The organism is Microbacterium sp. PAMC21962 (assembly GCF_019443465.1).
Lineage (GTDB): Bacteria > Actinomycetota > Actinomycetes > Actinomycetales > Microbacteriaceae > Microbacterium > Microbacterium hominis.
Window position 1 is genome coordinate 886,950 of record NZ_CP080381.1, and the last position, 17,203, is coordinate 904,152.

General features: G+C 71.0%; 17 protein-coding genes and 1 tRNA gene. 8 read left to right on the forward strand and 10 right to left on the reverse strand.

What is annotated here, in order from left to right; translation table 11 throughout:
- The first annotated feature begins 6 nt into the window (after positions 1-6).
- Together KY498_RS04435 and KY498_RS04440 are read left to right on the forward strand one after the other, a co-directional pair.
- On the forward strand, positions 7-444 hold the full coding sequence (locus tag KY498_RS04435) for an ImmA/IrrE family metallo-endopeptidase (RefSeq protein ID WP_219879544.1): 438 nt from the start codon (positions 7-9) through the stop codon (positions 442-444).
- Positions 377-2,032, forward strand: coding sequence for a recombinase family protein (locus tag KY498_RS04440; protein ID WP_219879545.1), 1,656 nt, complete (start codon positions 377-379; stop codon positions 2,030-2,032). The genes KY498_RS04435 and KY498_RS04440 overlap by 68 nt, the downstream gene beginning before the upstream one ends.
- Here KY498_RS04440 and KY498_RS04445 read toward each other — a convergent pair.
- On the reverse strand, positions 2,029-2,544 hold the full coding sequence (locus tag KY498_RS04445) for a hypothetical protein (protein WP_258186439.1): 516 nt from the start codon (positions 2,542-2,544) through the stop codon (positions 2,029-2,031). The genes KY498_RS04440 and KY498_RS04445 overlap by 4 nt on opposite strands.
- Before the next feature lie 178 nt (positions 2,545-2,722).
- Between KY498_RS04445 and KY498_RS04450 the strand changes: the two genes are divergently transcribed.
- From KY498_RS04450 to KY498_RS04465, 4 genes are all read left to right on the forward strand, one after another.
- Complete coding sequence (locus tag KY498_RS04450) at positions 2,723-3,070, forward strand: Lsr2 family protein (protein WP_060959153.1); 348 nt, start codon at positions 2,723-2,725, stop codon at positions 3,068-3,070.
- Between the two features lie 81 nt (positions 3,071-3,151).
- The gene (locus tag KY498_RS04455; RefSeq protein ID WP_060959152.1) at positions 3,152-3,979 is read left to right on the forward strand and encodes a formate/nitrite transporter family protein; all 828 of its coding nucleotides are present in this window, start codon (positions 3,152-3,154) and stop codon (positions 3,977-3,979) included.
- 12 nt (positions 3,980-3,991) lie between these two features.
- Positions 3,992-4,073: transfer RNA gene (locus tag KY498_RS04460), tRNA-Leu, on the forward strand.
- 132 nt (positions 4,074-4,205) lie between these two features.
- Positions 4,206-4,931, forward strand: coding sequence for a DedA family protein (locus KY498_RS04465; RefSeq protein ID WP_060959151.1), 726 nt, complete (start codon positions 4,206-4,208; stop codon positions 4,929-4,931).
- Position 4,932: 1 nt separating this feature from the next.
- Here the strand turns inward: KY498_RS04465 and KY498_RS04470 are convergent, their stop codons facing one another.
- Positions 4,933-5,781, reverse strand: coding sequence for a Ku protein (locus KY498_RS04470; protein ID WP_191008447.1), 849 nt, complete (start codon positions 5,779-5,781; stop codon positions 4,933-4,935).
- A 59-nt stretch (positions 5,782-5,840) separates the two neighbouring features.
- Here KY498_RS04470 and KY498_RS04475 point away from each other — a divergent pair, with 59 nt between their 5' ends.
- On the forward strand, positions 5,841-8,267 hold the full coding sequence (locus KY498_RS04475; protein WP_219879546.1) for an ATP-dependent DNA ligase: 2,427 nt from the start codon (positions 5,841-5,843) through the stop codon (positions 8,265-8,267).
- A 2-nt stretch (positions 8,268-8,269) separates the two neighbouring features.
- On the opposite strand, the gene KY498_RS04480 is transcribed toward KY498_RS04475, so the two are convergent.
- From KY498_RS04480 to murI, 5 genes are all read right to left on the reverse strand, one after another.
- On the reverse strand, positions 8,270-9,016 hold the full coding sequence (locus tag KY498_RS04480) for a spermidine/putrescine ABC transporter permease (protein WP_223848913.1): 747 nt from the start codon (positions 9,014-9,016) through the stop codon (positions 8,270-8,272).
- Between the two features lie 39 nt (positions 9,017-9,055).
- Positions 9,056-9,973 carry a cation diffusion facilitator family transporter gene (locus tag KY498_RS04485; protein WP_191008444.1) on the reverse strand — a complete coding sequence of 306 codons (918 nt, stop codon included), beginning with the start codon at positions 9,971-9,973 and terminating at the stop codon, positions 9,056-9,058.
- A gap of 65 nt (positions 9,974-10,038) precedes the next feature.
- Positions 10,039-10,686, reverse strand: a complete 648-nt coding sequence (gene rdgB / locus KY498_RS04490) for an RdgB/HAM1 family non-canonical purine NTP pyrophosphatase (RefSeq protein ID WP_191008443.1) — start codon at positions 10,684-10,686, stop codon at positions 10,039-10,041.
- Complete coding sequence (gene rph / locus KY498_RS04495; protein WP_101306098.1) at positions 10,683-11,420, reverse strand: ribonuclease PH; 738 nt, start codon at positions 11,418-11,420, stop codon at positions 10,683-10,685. Before rph ends, rdgB begins: the two co-directional genes overlap by 4 nt.
- Complete coding sequence (gene murI / locus KY498_RS04500; RefSeq protein ID WP_191008442.1) at positions 11,417-12,253, reverse strand: glutamate racemase; 837 nt, start codon at positions 12,251-12,253, stop codon at positions 11,417-11,419. The genes rph and murI overlap by 4 nt, the downstream gene beginning before the upstream one ends.
- Positions 12,254-12,347: 94 nt before the next feature.
- On the opposite strand from murI, the gene KY498_RS04505 reads away from it, so the two are divergent.
- Positions 12,348-13,682, forward strand: coding sequence for a nicotinate phosphoribosyltransferase (locus KY498_RS04505; RefSeq protein WP_191008441.1), 1,335 nt, complete (start codon positions 12,348-12,350; stop codon positions 13,680-13,682).
- Positions 13,683-13,710: 28 nt separating this feature from the next.
- Here the strand turns inward: KY498_RS04505 and KY498_RS04510 are convergent, their stop codons facing one another.
- The 3 genes from KY498_RS04510 to KY498_RS04520 are packed head-to-tail and all read right to left on the reverse strand — an operon-like array spanning position 13,711 to position 17,178.
- Positions 13,711-13,986 (reverse strand): DUF3039 domain-containing protein, encoded by a 276-nt coding sequence (locus tag KY498_RS04510; RefSeq protein WP_060959143.1) that lies wholly within the window; start codon positions 13,984-13,986, stop codon positions 13,711-13,713.
- 55 nt (positions 13,987-14,041) lie between these two features.
- Positions 14,042-15,595 (reverse strand): hypothetical protein, encoded by a 1,554-nt coding sequence (locus tag KY498_RS04515; RefSeq protein WP_191008440.1) that lies wholly within the window; start codon positions 15,593-15,595, stop codon positions 14,042-14,044.
- Entirely contained in the window at positions 15,571-17,178 is a 1,608-nt protein-coding gene (locus KY498_RS04520) for an ABC transporter ATP-binding protein (protein ID WP_191008439.1), read from the reverse strand. Before KY498_RS04520 ends, KY498_RS04515 begins: the two co-directional genes overlap by 25 nt.
- Positions 17,179-17,203: the final 25 nt, after the last annotated feature.

Consider the following 17,203-nt stretch of genomic DNA (forward strand, 5'->3'; position numbering starts at 1 on the left):
GGACCGATGAGAACGATCCTGCGATACGCGGCCAGCCTCGGCATCAGCGTGCACGGCGCCCACCTCGAGCCCGGCACACTCGGCGAGTGGTACGAGGACGAGCGCGAGATCTACTTCGACATCACGCAGTCCCCGGACGAGGCGGTGTTCACCATCGCGCACGAGCTCGGCCACGCCCACTACGGCGACCGATGCGAGGGCGACGTCGACGTCGAGGAGCGAGCCGACGTGTTCGCCGCGCAGCTGCTCATCGACCCCAAGGTCTACGCCGAGCTCGAGCAGCAGGGCCTCCACCAGCACGACATCGCCGAGGAGCTCGGCGTGACCGTGGACGTCCTGAACTTGTGGATGCAGGCGTGCCTCATCAAGCTCCGGGGTGTCACGTACGCGAAGCCGCGCATGGGCGCTCGGCAGTGGTCACACCGTCACGAGGTGGCCGTATGACCTCGCGAGCGACCACACGAGAGCGTCTGCCGCGATTTCTGGTGGGCGTGCACCAACTACGCCGCCAGTCGAGCCGAACCGGTCAGAGAGGCATCTGGCAGTGAACGTGAAGCCGTTGCCGCGCCTCGACCGGAAGCGCGCCGTTCTGTACCTGCGACAGTCGGTGCACCGCGAGGAGTCGATCTCGCTCGAATTGCAGGAAGCTGCGGGACGCGAGTACTGCCACCGGCACGGCTACGACGTCGTCGCGGTCGAGTCCGACCCGGGGATCTCCGGGCGGACATGGAAACGCCCCGCCGTCCAGCGCGTGATGCGCATGGTGGACGACGGGGCGGCAGACGTGATCGTGCTGTGGAAGTGGTCGCGCCTCTCGCGCAACCGGAAGGACTGGGCGCTCGCGATCGACCGATGCGATGTCGCCGGCGGCCGCATCGAGTCGGCGACGGAGCCGCTCGACACGGCGACAGCATCCGGCCGGTTCGCGCGCGGCGTGATGACCGAGTACGCCGCGTTCCAGTCGGAGCAGATCGGCGAGCAGTGGAAGGAGACGCACGCCCGGCGTCGGCGCCTGGGGCTTCCGGCGGACGGCGGCCCCCGCTACGGGTACGACAAGCAGCCAGACGGCAGCTACCAGCCGAACTCGACCGAAGCTCCCGTGCTCGCCGAGATGTACCGACGGTATCTGCGAGGCGAGGGGTTCACCCGGATCGTGAAGTGGCTGAACGACTCCGGGCACCCGACCAAGAAGGGCGGCACATGGTCGCGGGTCGTCCTGACGCATCTCCTCGATGCCGGGTTCGGGGCCGGGAAGATCATCCAGCGCCCCACCCAGGGCCAGAGGCGGGACTGGCGAATCGGCGAGGCGACGTTCCACACAGCCGCGCACCCCGCCGTGATCACTGCAGCGGAGTGGGACGCCTACATGGCGATGCGGCTCGACGCTCCCGCGGCGCCAGCTGTGGTCGAACCGAAGTACTTCCTCACCGGGCTGATCGTGTGCGACGACTGCGGCGCGCCGATGCACGTCGGCAACCAGGGCATGAAGGACTACAAGTGCTCACGGGCGATGGAGAGACGAGACGTCCCGGGCATGTACATGACTCGCGCCCTCGTCGAGCAGCGCGTCCGGGATTGGGTGGACGAGATCGCGGCCGACGTCGACGGGGCAATGGAGCGGCTCGCGAAACAGCGTGAGCGCCGCGTCGTGCAGCTCGACAACGTCGCGACGCTCGACAGCAAGATTGCCGACCTGCAGGATCGCATGGGTCGCATCACGATTCGCTGGTCGGCGCCGGGCAGCAAGATGTCCGACGACGCCTACGATGCTGCGATCGCCAAGCTCGACGAGGACCTCGCCGAGCTCCGTGAGCGCCGCAAGAAGGCCGCCCCGCGCGACCGCGTCGAGGTCGACCCGCAGAAGGTCGCAGCGTGCCTCTCAGCCGATTGGGCAAGCCTGACGGTCATCGAGAAGCGGAACATGCTCCGCTCGATCATTCGCCAGGTGCGGATCCGCAAGCCGATCAGGCAGGGCACGGGCGTCTGGCGGGAGCGGGTCGAGATCATCCCGACGTGGGCTCCCATCGGTTAGCGCACACCTACGTGCAGTCGACTCCCGTCCGGGAGCGAGGCGTCGACGAACGGCTGACTGAGATCGACTCGGCGCCCGGTGGCGTGCAGCATCTTCTCGACCACATCGCGCACCGCCTCGTCGGTCAGTCGCATCGCCACGCGCTCGCTTCGCCCCGCTCGGGCCGCGAAGACGGCGCCCGGGCCGTTGATCCAGATCTCCTCGACCTGCGGATCATCCAGGAGCACCTGCAACGGACCGTAGCCGGTGACGCGCGCGAGCACCTCGCGCACCGCCGCGTCCTCGTCGTCGACGAACTCCAGTCCCCGTGCGAGGGCGTAGTCATTGTGGTGTCTCACCTCCGCGGTCGCCAGCTGCGCGGCGCGATCGGGATGCCGCAGCGGGTCGGCCTGCTCATCGCGCAGGCGGTCGCGCACCCGGTCGGCGATCGCGCGCAGCACCATCGTCGACGCCGCCGCCGAGATCGTTCCCTCCGGCGCGACGGACGTGGGGGCGGATGCGGAGGGGGTCATGGCGGCATCCTCACATCGACGAGGGCCGGCGCGCCGAGACTATCCACAGCGCTCCCGCGCCGTCGCGCGGAATGCCGAGGACGGGCGGCAAGAGAAAAGAAACCCCGCCCTTTACCGTTGCAGCAGAAAAGAAACAACCCTGTCGAAGAACAGGAAAAGGTGCGGTAATCTCTCGGCCATGGCACGCAGAGAAATCAAGACGTATATCGTGGTCGACGATCTCACCGGCGAGGAGATTCCCGAAGAGGACTCCGTCAGCATTCAATTCAGCTACGGCGGGCAGGCGTACGAAATCGATCTGTCGAGGCAGAATGCGACGAAGCTGGATGACTTCCTCGCCCCCTACATCGACAAGGCCCGACGGGTGCGCTCGTTCGGCGCGGCGCCGGCGCGGCGCGCCGCTCCCGCAGCGCGCACGCGAGATCTGGAGGCCGTCCGCGCCTGGGCGCGCTCCAACGGCCACACCGTGAGCACGCGCGGACGAGTGGCGAAGTCCCTGCTGGAGGCGTACGACGCCGCGCACTGATTCCTCCGACGGCGGGCGGGCGGATCCTCCACCGCGGCGCCCTGCTTGTGTTGTGGTCTGACCACAGAGTACGATTTCTTCGTGCTCACGATTCCCGAGACCCTTCAGGCGCAGGCCGACGCGGCGGTCCATAAGGCGGACGGCGTCCTCTCCCCCGGGCGTTTCGCCGTTTCCGGCATGCTGGCCGGCGCCTACATCGGAATCGGCGTCGTCCTCATGGTCGCCACCGCCGGCCCCCTCCTGGCAGCGGGCGATGGCCTCGCCAAGCTGGTCGCCGGCGTCGTGTTCGGCGTCGCCCTGACCCTCGTGGTCTTCGCGGGGGCCGACCTGCTCACGAGCGCGATGATGATCCTCCCCCAGGGCGCCCTCATGGGAGCCGTCGGCTGGTGGCGTGCGATCGGCACCATGGCGGCCACCTTCCTCGCCAACCTCGTCGGCGCCCTCCTCTTCGCCGCGCTCATCGTCGCCTCGGGCGTGCTGCACGCCAACGCACCCGCCGGCAAGATGATCGCCGACATGCTCGCCGCGAAGGCGGAGGAAGGCCCCCTGCAGCTGTTCGTCCGCGGCATCCTCTGCAACGTGCTCGTGTGCCTTGCGATCTGGATGTGTGCACGCGTGCGCTCCGACGTCGCAAAGATCCTCCTGATCTTCGCCGCGATCCTCGCTTTCATCAGCTCGGGTTTCGAGCACGTCGTCGCGAACATGACCACGTACGGCATCGGCCTGTTCAGCGGCGACCCGCACTTCACATGGGGCCTCTTCGCCAACAACATGCTCTGGGTGGGCCTGGGCAACCTCGTCGGCGGCGGGATCGTCGTCGGTCTGGGTTACTGGATCATCGGCGGCCGTCCCCGTCTGGCAGCCGCGTCGACGGTATCCGCTCCGGAGTCGGTCGAGACCACTGGCTAGACTGGTCGCCGCGCGGGAGTGGTGAAATCGGCAGACACGCAGGATTTAGGTTCCTGTGCCTTCGGGCGTGTGGGTTCAAGTCCCACCTTCCGCACGGACGACGTCGCCGCAGAGCGGCCGGTGTGATCAGCCGATTCACCGCAATCACTCGGGAACCGCGCCGGTAGACTGACCGCGACCGCTCCCCTGAGCGACCTTCCACCGCCGATCTACCGACGGGAACCCTGTGCACGCTCTCGCCCTCATCCCCTGGCTCGATCCTGCGGCCATCATCCAGAACGCGGGCCCGTGGGCCCTGCTGGTGGTCTGCTTCATCGTCTTCGCCGAGACGGGTCTGCTCGTCGGCTTCCTGCTCCCCGGCGACACGCTGCTGGTGATCTCGGGCCTGCTGTCGCACTCCACGCCGACGCTGCCGCACGGGATCTTCGGCATCAGCGTCTGGTGGGTGGCGCTGCTGATCGGCCTCGCGGCCTTCGTCGGCGGCGAGCTCGGCTATTACATCGGGCACAAGGGCGGACCCGCCGTGTTCGAACGCAAGGACTCCGGCCTCTTCAGTCGCAAGAACGTCGAGCGCACCAACGCGTTCTTCGAGCGTTACGGCGGCCTCACCGTCATCCTCGCCCGCTTCGTGCCGATCGTCCGGACGTTCGCCCCGGTGGCGGCGGGCGTCGGCCACATGCCATGGCGCAAGTACTCGCTCTACAACCTCATCGGTGCGGTCCTCTGGGGCTTCGGCCTCACGATGTTCGGCTACCTCATCGGCTTCATCCCGCCGGTGGCCACGTTCGTCGAGAACTACATCGACCTCATCCTGCTCGCCGCCGTCGGCGGCACGGCCCTGGTGACCGTGTGGCACTACTTCTCCGAGCGTCGCAAGGTCAAGAAGGAGCAGGCCGCCGGCCTCGCGCCCGAGACCGTCGAGCCTCTCGAGGACGGCACGCCCGCAGCCTGAGTCACGACGCCTTGGTGGCCTTGCCCTTCTTGGGCGGGGCCACCTTCTCGTTCTCCGCACGGGCGGCCCGGCTGCGCTCCACACTGGCCTTCAGCGCTGCCATCAGGTCGATGACCTCGCCCCCGGCATCCTTCTCGGCCTTCTCGCCGAATGTCTCGGACGTATCGAGCGCGTCGCCCTTCTCGAGCTTGGCGTCGATCAGGGTCCGCAGCTCCTGCTGGTACTCGTCGACGAACTGCGCGGGGTCGAAGTCCGACGAGAAGCTCTCCACGAGGGATGCCGACAGCTCGAGCTCCTTGTCGGAGATCTTGACCGGCTCATCCAGCGCCGGGAACGAGGCTTCCCGCACCTCGTCGGCCCAGAGCAGCGTCTGCAGCACGAGGACGTCTCCCCGCACCCGGAGCGCGGCGAGACGCGTCTTCTGGCGCAGGGAGAAGCGCACCACCGCCGTGCGATCGGTCTGCTCGAGGGTCTTGCGCAGGAGCACGTAGGCCTTCGGCGAGGCGGAGTCGGGCTCCAGGTAATAGGGCCGGTCGAGCGTGAGCAGATCGATCTGGTCGCTGGGGACGAACTCGACGACCTCGATCTCGCGACTGCGCTCCGCCGGGAGCGAGGCGAGGTCTTCGGCGGTCAGCACCACGGTGCGGTCGCCGTCGTCGTACGCCTTGTCGATGTCGGCGTAGGGCACCACCTCGCCGTCGAGCTCGCAGATGCGCTGATACCGGATGCGTCCGCCGTCGGCCGCGTGCACCTGATGCAGCGGCACGTCGTGGTCTTCGATGGCCGAGTACACCTTCACCGGCACGTTGACGAGCCCGAAGGTGAGCGCGCCCTTCCAGATCGATCTCATGGGCCCATCAAACCGGCTCCTGCACCGGTTCGCCAGGGGCTGGCCGCTACCCTGGCGCCATGGCACAGGCAGCACAGGTCGTCGAGGTCGGCGGACGACGCCTCCGGCTGAGCAACCTCGACAAGGTGCTGTACCCCGCGACCGGCACCACCAAGGCCGAGGTCATCGACTACTACTCGCGTATCGCTCCGCTCCTGCTCCCCCATCTCGCGGGCCGACCCGTCACGCGGCTGCGGTGGCCCGACGGCACCGGCGAGCCCCCCTTCTTCGCGAAAGACCTGGAGGCCGGCGCACCCGACTGGCTCCGGCGCCGCGCGATCGATCACTCCGGCGGAGCCAAGGACTACCCGCTGATCGACGACGTCGCGGGCCTGGTGTACCTCGCGCAGGTCGCGAGCCTCGAGCTGCACACGCCGCAATGGCGCTTCGACGGCGGCGGCCGCGGATCGCCCGACCGGCTCGTGCTCGACCTCGACCCCGGCCCCGGCGTCGGGCTTCCGGAGTGCGCCGAGGTGGCCCGCCGGGCCCGCGGCATCCTGGCGGACATGGGCATGGACCCGCTGCCGGTGACCAGCGGGTCGAAGGGCCTCCACCTGTACGCACCCCTGGACGCGACGCGCACGAGCGACGAGATCTCGGCGTTCGCGCGCGAGCTGGCACGCGCGTTGGAAGCCGACGATCCCGATCTCGTCGTGAGCGCGATGAGCAAGAACGCACGCCCCGGCAAGGTGTTCGTCGACTGGAGCCAGAACAACGCCGCCAAGACCACGATCGCGCCCTACTCGCTCCGCGGACGCGCGGAGCCGACGGTCGCCGCCCCCCGCACCTGGGCCGAGCTCGACGATCCCGACCTGCGGCACCTGCTGTTCGACGAGGTGCTCGCCCGCGCCGCCTCCGACGGCGACCTGCTCGCGCCCCTGGCGCCCGTCTCCCCCGATCCCCTCTCTTCCTACTTGGCGAAGCGCACCCCCTCCGCCACGCCCGAACCCTTTCCCGCGCCCGCGAACCGACACGCCCTGGCCGACCCGCCACGCCCCGGCCCGGCGGGGCATAGCGGCTCGCACGAGTCGTGGCGGTTCGTGATCCAGGAGCATCACGCGTCGCGTCTGCACTTCGACCTCCGGTTGGAGCACGACGGGGTGCTCGTCAGCTGGGCCGTGCCGCGCGGCATCCCGGCGACCCCCGATCGCAACCACCTCGCGGTCATGACCGAGGCGCACCCCCTCGAGTACCTCACCTTCGCCGGCGAGATCCCCGCCGGAGAGTACGGCGCGGGAACGATGACCGTCTGGGACACCGGCACGTTCACGGCGGAGAAGTGGCGCGACGACGAGGTGATCGCGACCCTCTCCGGCCGGCCGGACGGGCCGCTCGGACGTGTGCGGATCGCCCTGATCCGCACGGCCGGCTCGGGAGAGAAGTCCCAGTGGCTCCTGCACCGCACGAAGGATGCCGCCACGCCGCCGGTCCGCGCCGCGCGCGCAGGGCATCGTGCGCCCGCGCGAACGGCGAGCGGGCCCGACGCCCCGATGCTCGCGGTGTCGACCACGCCGGCGCTCGCCGCGGCGGCCGCGCGAAGGTGGGGCGACCTCCCCTGGGTCGAGTTCAAGTGGGACGGCATCCGCGCCGTCGGCACGTGGGACGGCAGCCGCCTGCGGTTGCGAGCGCGCAGCGGCGCCGACATCACCGACCGCTACCCCGAACTGACCTCCGGAGACGTCGGCTTCGGCCCCCGCCCGGCGGTTCTCGACGGCGAGATCGTCGCCGGGGATGCCGCGGGCCGCCCGAGCTTCACGCGGCTGCAGTCGCGCATGCACCTGACCTCGGCGCCGGAGATCGCGCGGGAGGCGCAGCGCATCCCCGTCGACTACTTCCTCTTCGACGTGCTGCGCGTCGGCGACGAGGACGTCACCGGACGTCCCCTGCGCGAACGCCGCGAGATCCTCGAGACGATCGCGGCCGACGCCATCGCCGCCGTCGCCGTGCCGCCGGTCGCGGACGACGTCTCCGATGCGCTGGCGGCCGCTGCGGAGCTGCACCTGGAGGGTGTGGTCGTCAAGGACCCTCGGTCTCCCTACCGTCGCGGAGCCCGATCCGAGGAGTGGCTCAAGGTCAAGCTGACGGCCATGCAGGAGGTCGTGATCGGTGGCATCCGCCCCGGGAAAGGGGGACGGCGCGGCAGTATCGGATCGCTGCTGCTCGGCATCCCCGACGAGGACGGCCTGCACTACGTCGGACGCGTCGGCACCGGATTCGGCGACCGCGAGCTGAACCGGCTCGCGGCACTGCTCGAGCCGCTGCGCACCGACTCCTCGCCCCTGCTCGGCGTGCCGGTCGCGGACGCCGCCGATGCGCTGTGGGTGCGGCCGGAGCTCGTCGGCGAGGTGGAGTACGCGGAGTTCACGCCGAGCGGCACCCTGCGCCACGCCCGGTGGCGCGGTCTGCGTCCGGATGTGGATCCCGCAGACGTGCGCCGGGAAGACTGAGCTCAGGCCGGCGCGGCGGTCGGACCCTGCGGGTCGGTCGCGAAGACGGCGACGGCGTTCCCGTCCCACACGAACTGCAGCGCGGTGCCCACCGGGAAGGCGGCGCGCAGCTCCTCGGGGCTGTCATCGGCGACGAGCAGCGCGACGGTCGGGTGGAACGGCCCCGCGCCGCAGCCGCTGGTCCCGAACCGCGATCCGTCGGCGGCCGGGACCCGCGGCCTCACGATCAGACACTCGCCCGAGGAGTCCAGCACGTCACGCGCGACGGCGACCACCACGAGCCCGGAGAACGCGTAGGCGGAGTTCTCCTCGGATTCGCCGAACCACGGCATCGCCGCCGGCGGACTGGTCAACGGCTCGTCCAGGCTCGCGACCTGCCGCGCTCCGGTGACCGGTGACACCGGACGGAGCGAGGCCAGACCGAAGACGAGCGCACCCACCACGACGGCCGCCACCGCGATCGACGCCGCCCATCCGATCGCCAGCGCACGTCCGATGCGGGGCGGTATCGCCGCGGGCGCTTCCGTCGGACGGGGAGGCGGCGCGCCGCCGTCCTCCGGGGCGGTCTCGACGGTCGCGCCCGGCGCGGGTACAGGCGTGGCCGCGGGCGTCACCGCGGCCTGCGTGCGGCGCCGTTCCTCCAGCACCCGCAGGCGGGCCAGCGCGTCCGGATCGCGCTCGATGTCGGCATCCGGTCCGTACGCGCGCGTGCGCAGCAGGGAGAGTTCACGGAGATCGGCATCGTCCATGCCCTGCATCGTCGCACAGTCGCCGGGCGGTCTTCGTCGCTACACGTGCGCGTCGTGCTCGCGGTGCCCGGCCGGCTCGAGCTGGAACGTGGAGTGCTCGACATCGAAGTGACGCGACAGGCAGCTCTGCAGACGCGACAGCAGCGCCCCCGCACCTCCGGCGTCACCGGCGAGCACGTCGTCCGCGACGACGACGTGCGCGGTGAAGACGGGGGCGCCGCGCGTCAGCTGCCACACGTGCACGTCGTGCACGTCGACGACGCCGGGCTCGCCGAGGATGTGGTCGCGGATGTCCGCCACGGCGGTGCCGTGCGGCGCCCGCTCGCCGAGCACGGAGAAGACCTCGCGCAGGAGTCCGACGGCCCGCGGCAGGATCATCACCGCGATGAGCAGCGAGGCGAGGGCGTCGGCCGGCATCCAGCCCGTCGTCCAGATGACGACGGCCGCGACGATCACGAGCGCCGAGCCGATGAGGTCGCCGAGCACCTCGATGTAGGCGCCGCGCACGTTGATGCTGCGCTTCTGCGCCGCGCTGAGCAGGTACATCGACACGGCGTTGGCGACGAGACCCACCGCGGCCACGAGGAGCATCAGCCCTCCCGCGACCTCGACCTCGGTCGGTCCGACGAGACGCTGGACCGCTTCGACGGCGATCCAGACCATGAGGGCGATGAGGATCAGCGCGTTCACGAGGGCGCCGAAGACCTCGGCGCGCTGATAGCCGTAGGTGTTGCGATCGTCGGCCGGTCGCCCGGCCACCGCCGAGGCGATGAGGGCGATCACCAGCGCCGACGAATCGGTGAACATGTGTGCCGCGTCGGCCAGCAGGGCGAGCGATCCGGTCAGCAGCGCGCCGACGATCTGGACGAGCATCACTCCGGCCGTCAGACACAGCGAGATCGTCAGCAGTCGCCGATTGCTCGAGTCCCGGATGCCGGTGGGTGCGTGATCGTGCATAGAACGAGGCTAAGCCGCGGCGCCGCCCGCGCACCCGCTCGCGCACTAGTCGGGAATGAAAGCGGTTATCGCTCCAGCGCGCTCAGCAGCGGCGCGAGCGCGACGAACGCGCGGGCGCGGTGCGAGGCCGCGTTCTTCTCCTCCGCCGACAGGTCGGCGGCCGTCCGCCCCTGCTGGTCGTCGGGCAGGAAGATCGGGTCGTAGCCGAACCCGCCGTCGCCGGAGGGCGCCGTCGCGAGCCGGCCCGGCCAGACGCCCTCGACCGTCTCCTCGTGCACGATGCGGCCGTCGGGCCCGGGCACCACGAGGGCGATGGTCGAAACGAACTGGGCCGTCCGGTGCGGGTCGGCGATGTCGGAGAGCTGGTCCAGCAGCAGCTCGAGGTTGACGCGGGCATCCTTGCGGTGCCCTGCCCAGTACGCGGAGAAGACGCCGGGGGCGCCGCCGAGCACGTCGACGCAGACGCCGGAATCGTCGGCCAGCGCGGGAAGCCCGGTGTGGGCCGCGGCCGCTCGCGCCTTGATGAGCGCGTTCGCGGCGAAGGTCACGCCGTCTTCGATGGGTTCCGGGCCGTCGTAGCCGATGACCTCCAGATCGGGGCGCACGCGCGCGACGATCGCGCCGAACTCCTCCACCTTGTGCGGGTTGTGGGTCGCCAAGACGATACGGCGGGGTCCGGCGTCCGCCGTGGAGGAGTTCGGGACGCCGGTCACGAGGCGAGCACCTCGGTCTGGGCGTCGCGGAGGTCGGCGCAGCCGGCGACGCCGAGCTCGAGCAGGGCGTCGAGCTCGCGCTTGTCGAACGGGGCCCCCTCGGCGGTGCCCTGCACCTCGACGAACAGACCGCGACCGGTGACGACGACGTTCATGTCGGTCTCGGCGCGGACGTCCTCGACGTAGGCCAGGTCGAGCATCGGCTCGCCGTCGATGATGCCCACCGACACGGCGGCGACGGAGTCGAGCAGCACCTTCGCGTTCTTGCCGACGAGACCCTTCGCGCGGCCCCACTCGATCGCATCGGCCAGGGCGACGTAGGCACCGGTGATCGCGGCGGTGCGCGTGCCGCCGTCGGCCTGCAGCACGTCGCAGTCGATGACGATGGTGTTCTCACCGAGCGCCTTGGTGTCGACGACGGCGCGGAGCGCACGACCGATCAGACGCGAGATCTCGTGGGTGCGCCCGCCGATCTTGCCCTTGACGGCCTCCCGGTCGTTGCGCGAGTTGGTGGCGCGCGGCAGCATCGCGTACTCCGCCGTCACCCACCCCTTGCCCTTGCCGGTCAGCCAGCGGGGCACGCCCCCCGTGAAGGATGCCGTGCACAGCACCTTCGTGCCGCCGAACGAGATCAGGGCGGACCCCTCGGCGTGCGCGCTCCAGCCCCGCTCGATCGTGACGGGTCGGAGCTGGTCGGGCGTGCGGCCGTCGGCGCGGGTGGTGGTCTCGGTCATGGGGTTCCCTTCAGGGGGTCCGGCAGGTCGATGGCGCCCGTCTGCACGAGGCGCACGCTGGAGACGCCGCGGCCCATGAGCCGGTCGGCGAGGCGGAGGAAGTCATCGGCGGAGTCGCCGGTCGCTTCGTAGGTGTGGGTGGCGACCGCATCCGGACCGGCGAGGAGGTCGCGCGAGACGAGCTGTCGGTAGACGTCCTTCGCGGTCTCGGTGTCGCTCGAGACGAGCGAGACCTGGGGCCCCATCACGTAGCTGATGGCTCCCTCCAGGAACGGGTAGTGGGTGCAGCCGAGCACGAGCGTGTCGACGCCCGCGTGCCGTAGCGGCGCGAGGTAGTCCTCCGCCACCCGCAGCACCTCAGCCGAGCCCGTGACACCGGCCTCGACGAACTCGACGAAACGCGGGCAGGCCTGCGTGAACACCGCCAGCTGCTCGTTGACCCCCAGCATGTCCTGGTACACGCCCGAGCCGATGGTGCCGACCGTCCCGATGACGCCGATGCGCCGGTTGCGCGTGGTCGAGATCGCCGTGCGCACCGCCGGGCCGATGACCTCGACGACCGGCACGTCGTAACGCTCCCGCGCGTCGCGCAGGACGGCGGCGGATGCCGTGTTGCAGGCGATCACGAGCATCTTGACGCCCTGCTCCACCAACGTGTCCAGGACGTCGAGGCTGTACCGCCGGACGTCCGCGATGGGCTTGGGACCGTACGGCGAGTGCGCCGTGTCGCCCAGGTAGAGCACGGATTCGCGCGGAAGGAGCTGCGAGACCGCCCGGGCCACGGTGAGCCCGCCCACGCCGGAGTCGAAGATCCCGATCGGCGCGTCATTCACGATCCTCCACCCTACCCGCCGGTCCCGGGAGGATCTCCGCACGCGGACCCGGCCCAGCGCTCGACGGCCTCGACGGCGTCGCTAGAGTGACGGAATGACCCGCGCCGATGCCCCGTCGTCCGCCCTGCTGACCGACCGGTACGAGCTCACGATGATCGACGCCGCCCTCCGCGACGGGACCGCGTCGCGACCGTGCGTGTTCGAGTTGTTCGGCAGACGCCTGCCGGGTGCGCGCCGCTTCGGCGTGGTAGCGGGCACCGGGCGGCTGCTGCAGCAGCTGCGCGCGTTCCGCTTCGGCGACGACGAGCTGCGCTACCTGTGCGACCACCGGGTGGTCGGCACGCAGACGCTGCGCTTCCTGGAGGATTACCGCTTCACGGGCACCATCCGCGGGTACCGCGAGGGCGAGCTCTACTTCCCCGGATCGCCCATCCTCACCGTGGAGGGCTCGTTCGCGGAGGCCGTGGTGCTCGAGACGCTGGCCCTCAGCATCCTGAACCACGACTCCGCCGTCGCGAACGCCGCCGCCCGCATGAGCATCGCCGCCGGCGACCGCCCCCTGGCCGAAATGGGATCGCGCCGGGCCGCCGAGAGATCGGCCGTCGCCGCCGCGCGCGCCGCCTACATCGCGGGCTTCGGCGCCACGAGCAACCTCGAAGCCGGTCGCGAATGGGGCATCCCCACGATGGGGACGGCCGCGCACGCGTGGACCCTCCTGCACGACACCGAGGAGGAGGCCTTCCGCAGCCAGATCGATGCGCTCGGCATCGACACCACGCTGCTCATCGACACCTACGACATCCGCGCCGGCGTCGAGACCGCGGTGCGCGTCGCCGGAACGGGGCTCGGCGGGGTGCGGATCGACTCCGGCGACCTGCCCACCGTCGCAGCGGAGGTGCGCGCGCAGCTGGACGAGCTCGGCGCGACGTCGACGCGGATCACGGTCACGAGCGACCTCGACGAGTTCGCGATCGCGGCGCTGGCGGCATCCCCCGTCGACGCCTACGGGGTGGGCACGTCGGTCGTCACCGGATCGGGCGCTCCGACGGCCGGAATGGTCTACAAGCTGGTCGCACGCCAGGATGCGGCGGGCAGCTGGGTCGCCGTGGCGAAGGCGTCCACCGACAAGGGCTCGCGGGGCGGACGCAAGGCCGCGTTCCGCACCCTGTCGCACGGGACGGCCACCAGCGAGCTCATCGCGGTGTCGGACGGGTTCGACGCCGTGCAGACCTCCGACGACCATCCCGACGCCCGGGCGCTGCAGGTGACGCTCGTGGACCACGGTGAGCCGGATGCCGCGTACGAGGGCGCCGGCGGTGTCGCGCAGGCCCGCGCGCACCACGCCCTGGTGCGCGAAGAGCTGCCGGTGACGGCACTCGCGCTGAGCCGGTCCGACCCGGCGCTGCCGACGGTCTACATCGACGCGTGACAGGAGGCCCGGACCGACGGTGAACGGGTCAGCTCATGAGCGACTCGTAGATCTCCTTGCACGTCGGGCACACCGGGAACTTCTCCGGGTCGCGGCCGGGCGTCCACTTCTTGCCGCAGAGGGCGCGCACCGGCTTTCCCGTCAGGGCCGACTCGAGGATCTTGTCCTTCTTGACGTAGTGGGAGAAGCGCTCGTGGTCGCCGGGCTCGATGTTCTCTTCGCGCAGGAGTTCCTCGAGCTCCCGGTCGAGGGTGGCGACGCCGCCGTCGCCGGGGCCGTCGGGGCTGTCGAGAGGGCTGCTCATGGTGTCCGATTCTATCCGCGCGGCGACCCGCCCGGCCGAGTTCGTCCACAGCGGATCAGGTCGACTCCGCGAACTCCATCAACCGCTCGCCCGTGCGATCGAACACGGCGCCGCCGCCGAGGATGCCGGCGAGCAGCACCACCGCGCCGATGCCGATGCCGCCCCACAACGCGGTCCACGACCACTGTTCGTCCACCGTCAGGGCGAGCCAGGCCCACCACAGCGCCGGAGCCCCGCACGCCAGCGCTCCCAGCATCACGACGCCCTGCGAGAGACCGCCGCCGGTGCGCTGCGGCTGCTGGAACGGACTGTCCCCGGGCCGGGAGACGGCGTAGGGAGCGATGACCGAGGCCAGAGAGGACAGGCCGAGCCCGCTGAGGAAGAGGCCGGCGCACACGCCGATCATCGCCGGGAGCATCGCCCACCGGCCGTGTATGGAGACGGTGACGGGGATCGCGACCGCCAGTACCACGACGCCCACGAGGGAGATCGGGGCGAGCCGCCCGGCCCGGTCGGCCGCACCGCGCACCGCCCCGGCGATGTGCATCCACAGCGCCGTCGAGTCGTACGCGAGGTCGTTGTGCGGCAGCCATCCGAGGAAGAGGGCGATGAGGGGCGCGGGGATGAGCACCGCCATCGACAGCGGCACCCCGACGAGCACGAGCGGCACGATCGTCACGGCCGCGGCCACGGGCACGATGATCATGTTCACCAGGTAGCGCGGGTCGCGGAACCAGTAGATGAGACTCCGTGCGGCGACACCGCCCGCCGGCGTGCCTCCGGTCAGGTCGAACCATCCCAGACCGCGCCGCTCGCGGGCCGCGCCCGGGCGCTCCGTCGTCGTCATCAGGCGCCCGACGACCCAGAACCAGCAGACCGCGAGAAGTGCAACCGTGAGGACCGCCACGATCGCGGGCCCGAGCAGTCCGCCGTGGACGGCTCGGTGCGGGAGCGCCCAGGCCGCCCCGAACGGCGTCAGCGCCAGGACGTCGACCGCTTCGGTGAGGGCCGACGGGACGCCCTCGGCCCACTGCAGCGACGCGAGGAAGACGACGACGGGCACCACCACCGCGATCACGGCGATGAGGAAGACACCCGTGAGCTCCCGCGACCGTCGCTCATGCAGGAGCCCTCCGATCGCGAGGGCGATCTTGGACAGGAGCAGGCAGGTGAGCACCCCGGCGATCGACGACAGCACGACGACGGCCGCGGGCGCTCCGCGCTCCGACCAGAGGGTGGCCAGCGCGCTCGCGATCGCGATGAGCGCGATCATCGGCACGCTGATCACGCTCGCCAGCAGCGTCGCGGCGGCCGTCGCACGCGGCGAGGCGCCGAGGACGGAGAACCGGCGCGGATCGAGCTGATCGTCCACGCCGCCGATGAGCGCCGTCACCAGGAAGCCGACGGTCAGAGCGGATGCCGCCACCATCGTGACGGCGAAGGCGGCCTCGTCCGACGACGAGCGCAGCCGCAGGGCGCCCGCCCACACGGCGCCGACGGCCAGCGCCACGACCACGAACCCCACGACCGTCCGCACCGCCTGTCGGCGCTCGCCCCGCAGCGCACCGATCAGCAGATCGAGCCTCAGTCGGAGAACGTGTGCAACCACTCGAGCCCCTCCGCGTCGCTGATGCCGCCCGAGAGCTCGATGAAACGCTCCTCGAGGGTGAGGTCGCCGCGGACCTCGTCCACCGTCCCCTCGGCCAGGACCCGACCTCCGACGATGACGGCCAGGCCGGAGCACACCCGCTCCACGAGCTCCATCCCGTGGCTGGAGAGCACGACCGTCCCCCCGTGGGCCACGTACGCGGAGAGGATGTCGAGGACGACCGCGGAGGACACCGGATCGACCGACTCGAACGGCTCATCGAGCACCAGCACCCGCGGCGAGTGGATCATCGCGCCGGCGAGCATGATCTTCTTCGTCATTCCCGCGGAGTAGTCCGACACGGGCCGCGCCAGGGCGTCGGTCAGGTCGAACGCGCGCGCGAGCTCGGCGCTGCGGCTTTCGACGACCGCGGAGCGCAGTCCCCTCAGCACGCCGTAGTAGTGGAGCAACTGGCGCCCGGTGAGCCGGTCGAACGTGCGGAGCCGGTCGGGGAGGATCCCCATCTGCTGCTTCGCGCGGCGCGGGTCCGCGGCGAGGTCGATGCCGGCGATCGCGATGTCGCCGCTGTCGGGGCGCAGCAGGCCCGCGATCATGGAGAGCGTGGTCGTCTTGCCGGCGCCGTTGGGACCCACGATCCCGTAGAAGGTCCCCGCCGGGATGCGCAGGTCGATCGCGTCCACCGCGACCGTCGCGCCGAACGACTTCGTGACGCCCCGCACGTGCACGGCCGGCGTCGGCGATGCCGCCGCCTCGGACACGGCCTCTTCGCTCGCCACGACGAACACCTCGTCGGCCAGGTCTCCGAAGACCTCCGCCACCGACGGCTCGGGCACCTCTGCCGGGTCGTCTTCCCGCTCCGGTCCGGATGCCGGGGCGAGGTCAGGCTCGAGGTCGGCGGCGTCCGCTTCGGACTCCGCCTCCACAGCCTCCGGCTCGGCCTCCGCCAGCGGTTCCGGCTCCACAGCGTCCGGCTCGGGCTCGGGCTCGGGCTCCACGGCCTCCGCCTGCGCCTCCACCACCTCGGGCTCCGGGTCCGCGGCATCCGCTTCGGACTCCGCCACAGGCTCAGGCTCTACGGTCTCAGCAGCGGTCTCGGTCTCTGCCACATCCGCGGATTCCGGCTCCGGCTCGACAGCGGACTCGGCGACCTCGGTTTCGGGCTCGGAATGCGGGCGCGCCGGTTCTGCGACGTCCGCCTGCGACTCGACCGCGTCCGGCACCGGGACCTGCTCCTCGGCGTCCTCGGCCGGCTCCTCGACCGTCGGCGCGGTGTCGGAATCGGCGGGCACGATCACCGAGCGATCGGCCGCGGCGGCCTCGAAGCGCGCCGCGGCGATCTCCGGGGCGATCTCGGGGCGCGGCGGCGTCGCGACCTTCGGCTTCCGCGCGCGCGGCGCACGCTTCGCCGGCGGGCGGCGTGGGCGCGGAGCGGCGGGCGCCGGAGCGTCGACGGCGGGCGCCTCGTCGGCATCCGAGGGCGTCCGATCGAGCCGAGCGGCGGCCTCCGCAGCGGCGACCGGGGGCAGCGGCGGCAGGGCGTGCACGCCGTCGTCGTCCTGGGGGATCGGCTGGGGGGCGCTCACCCGACAAACCTAGCAAGCACGCCCG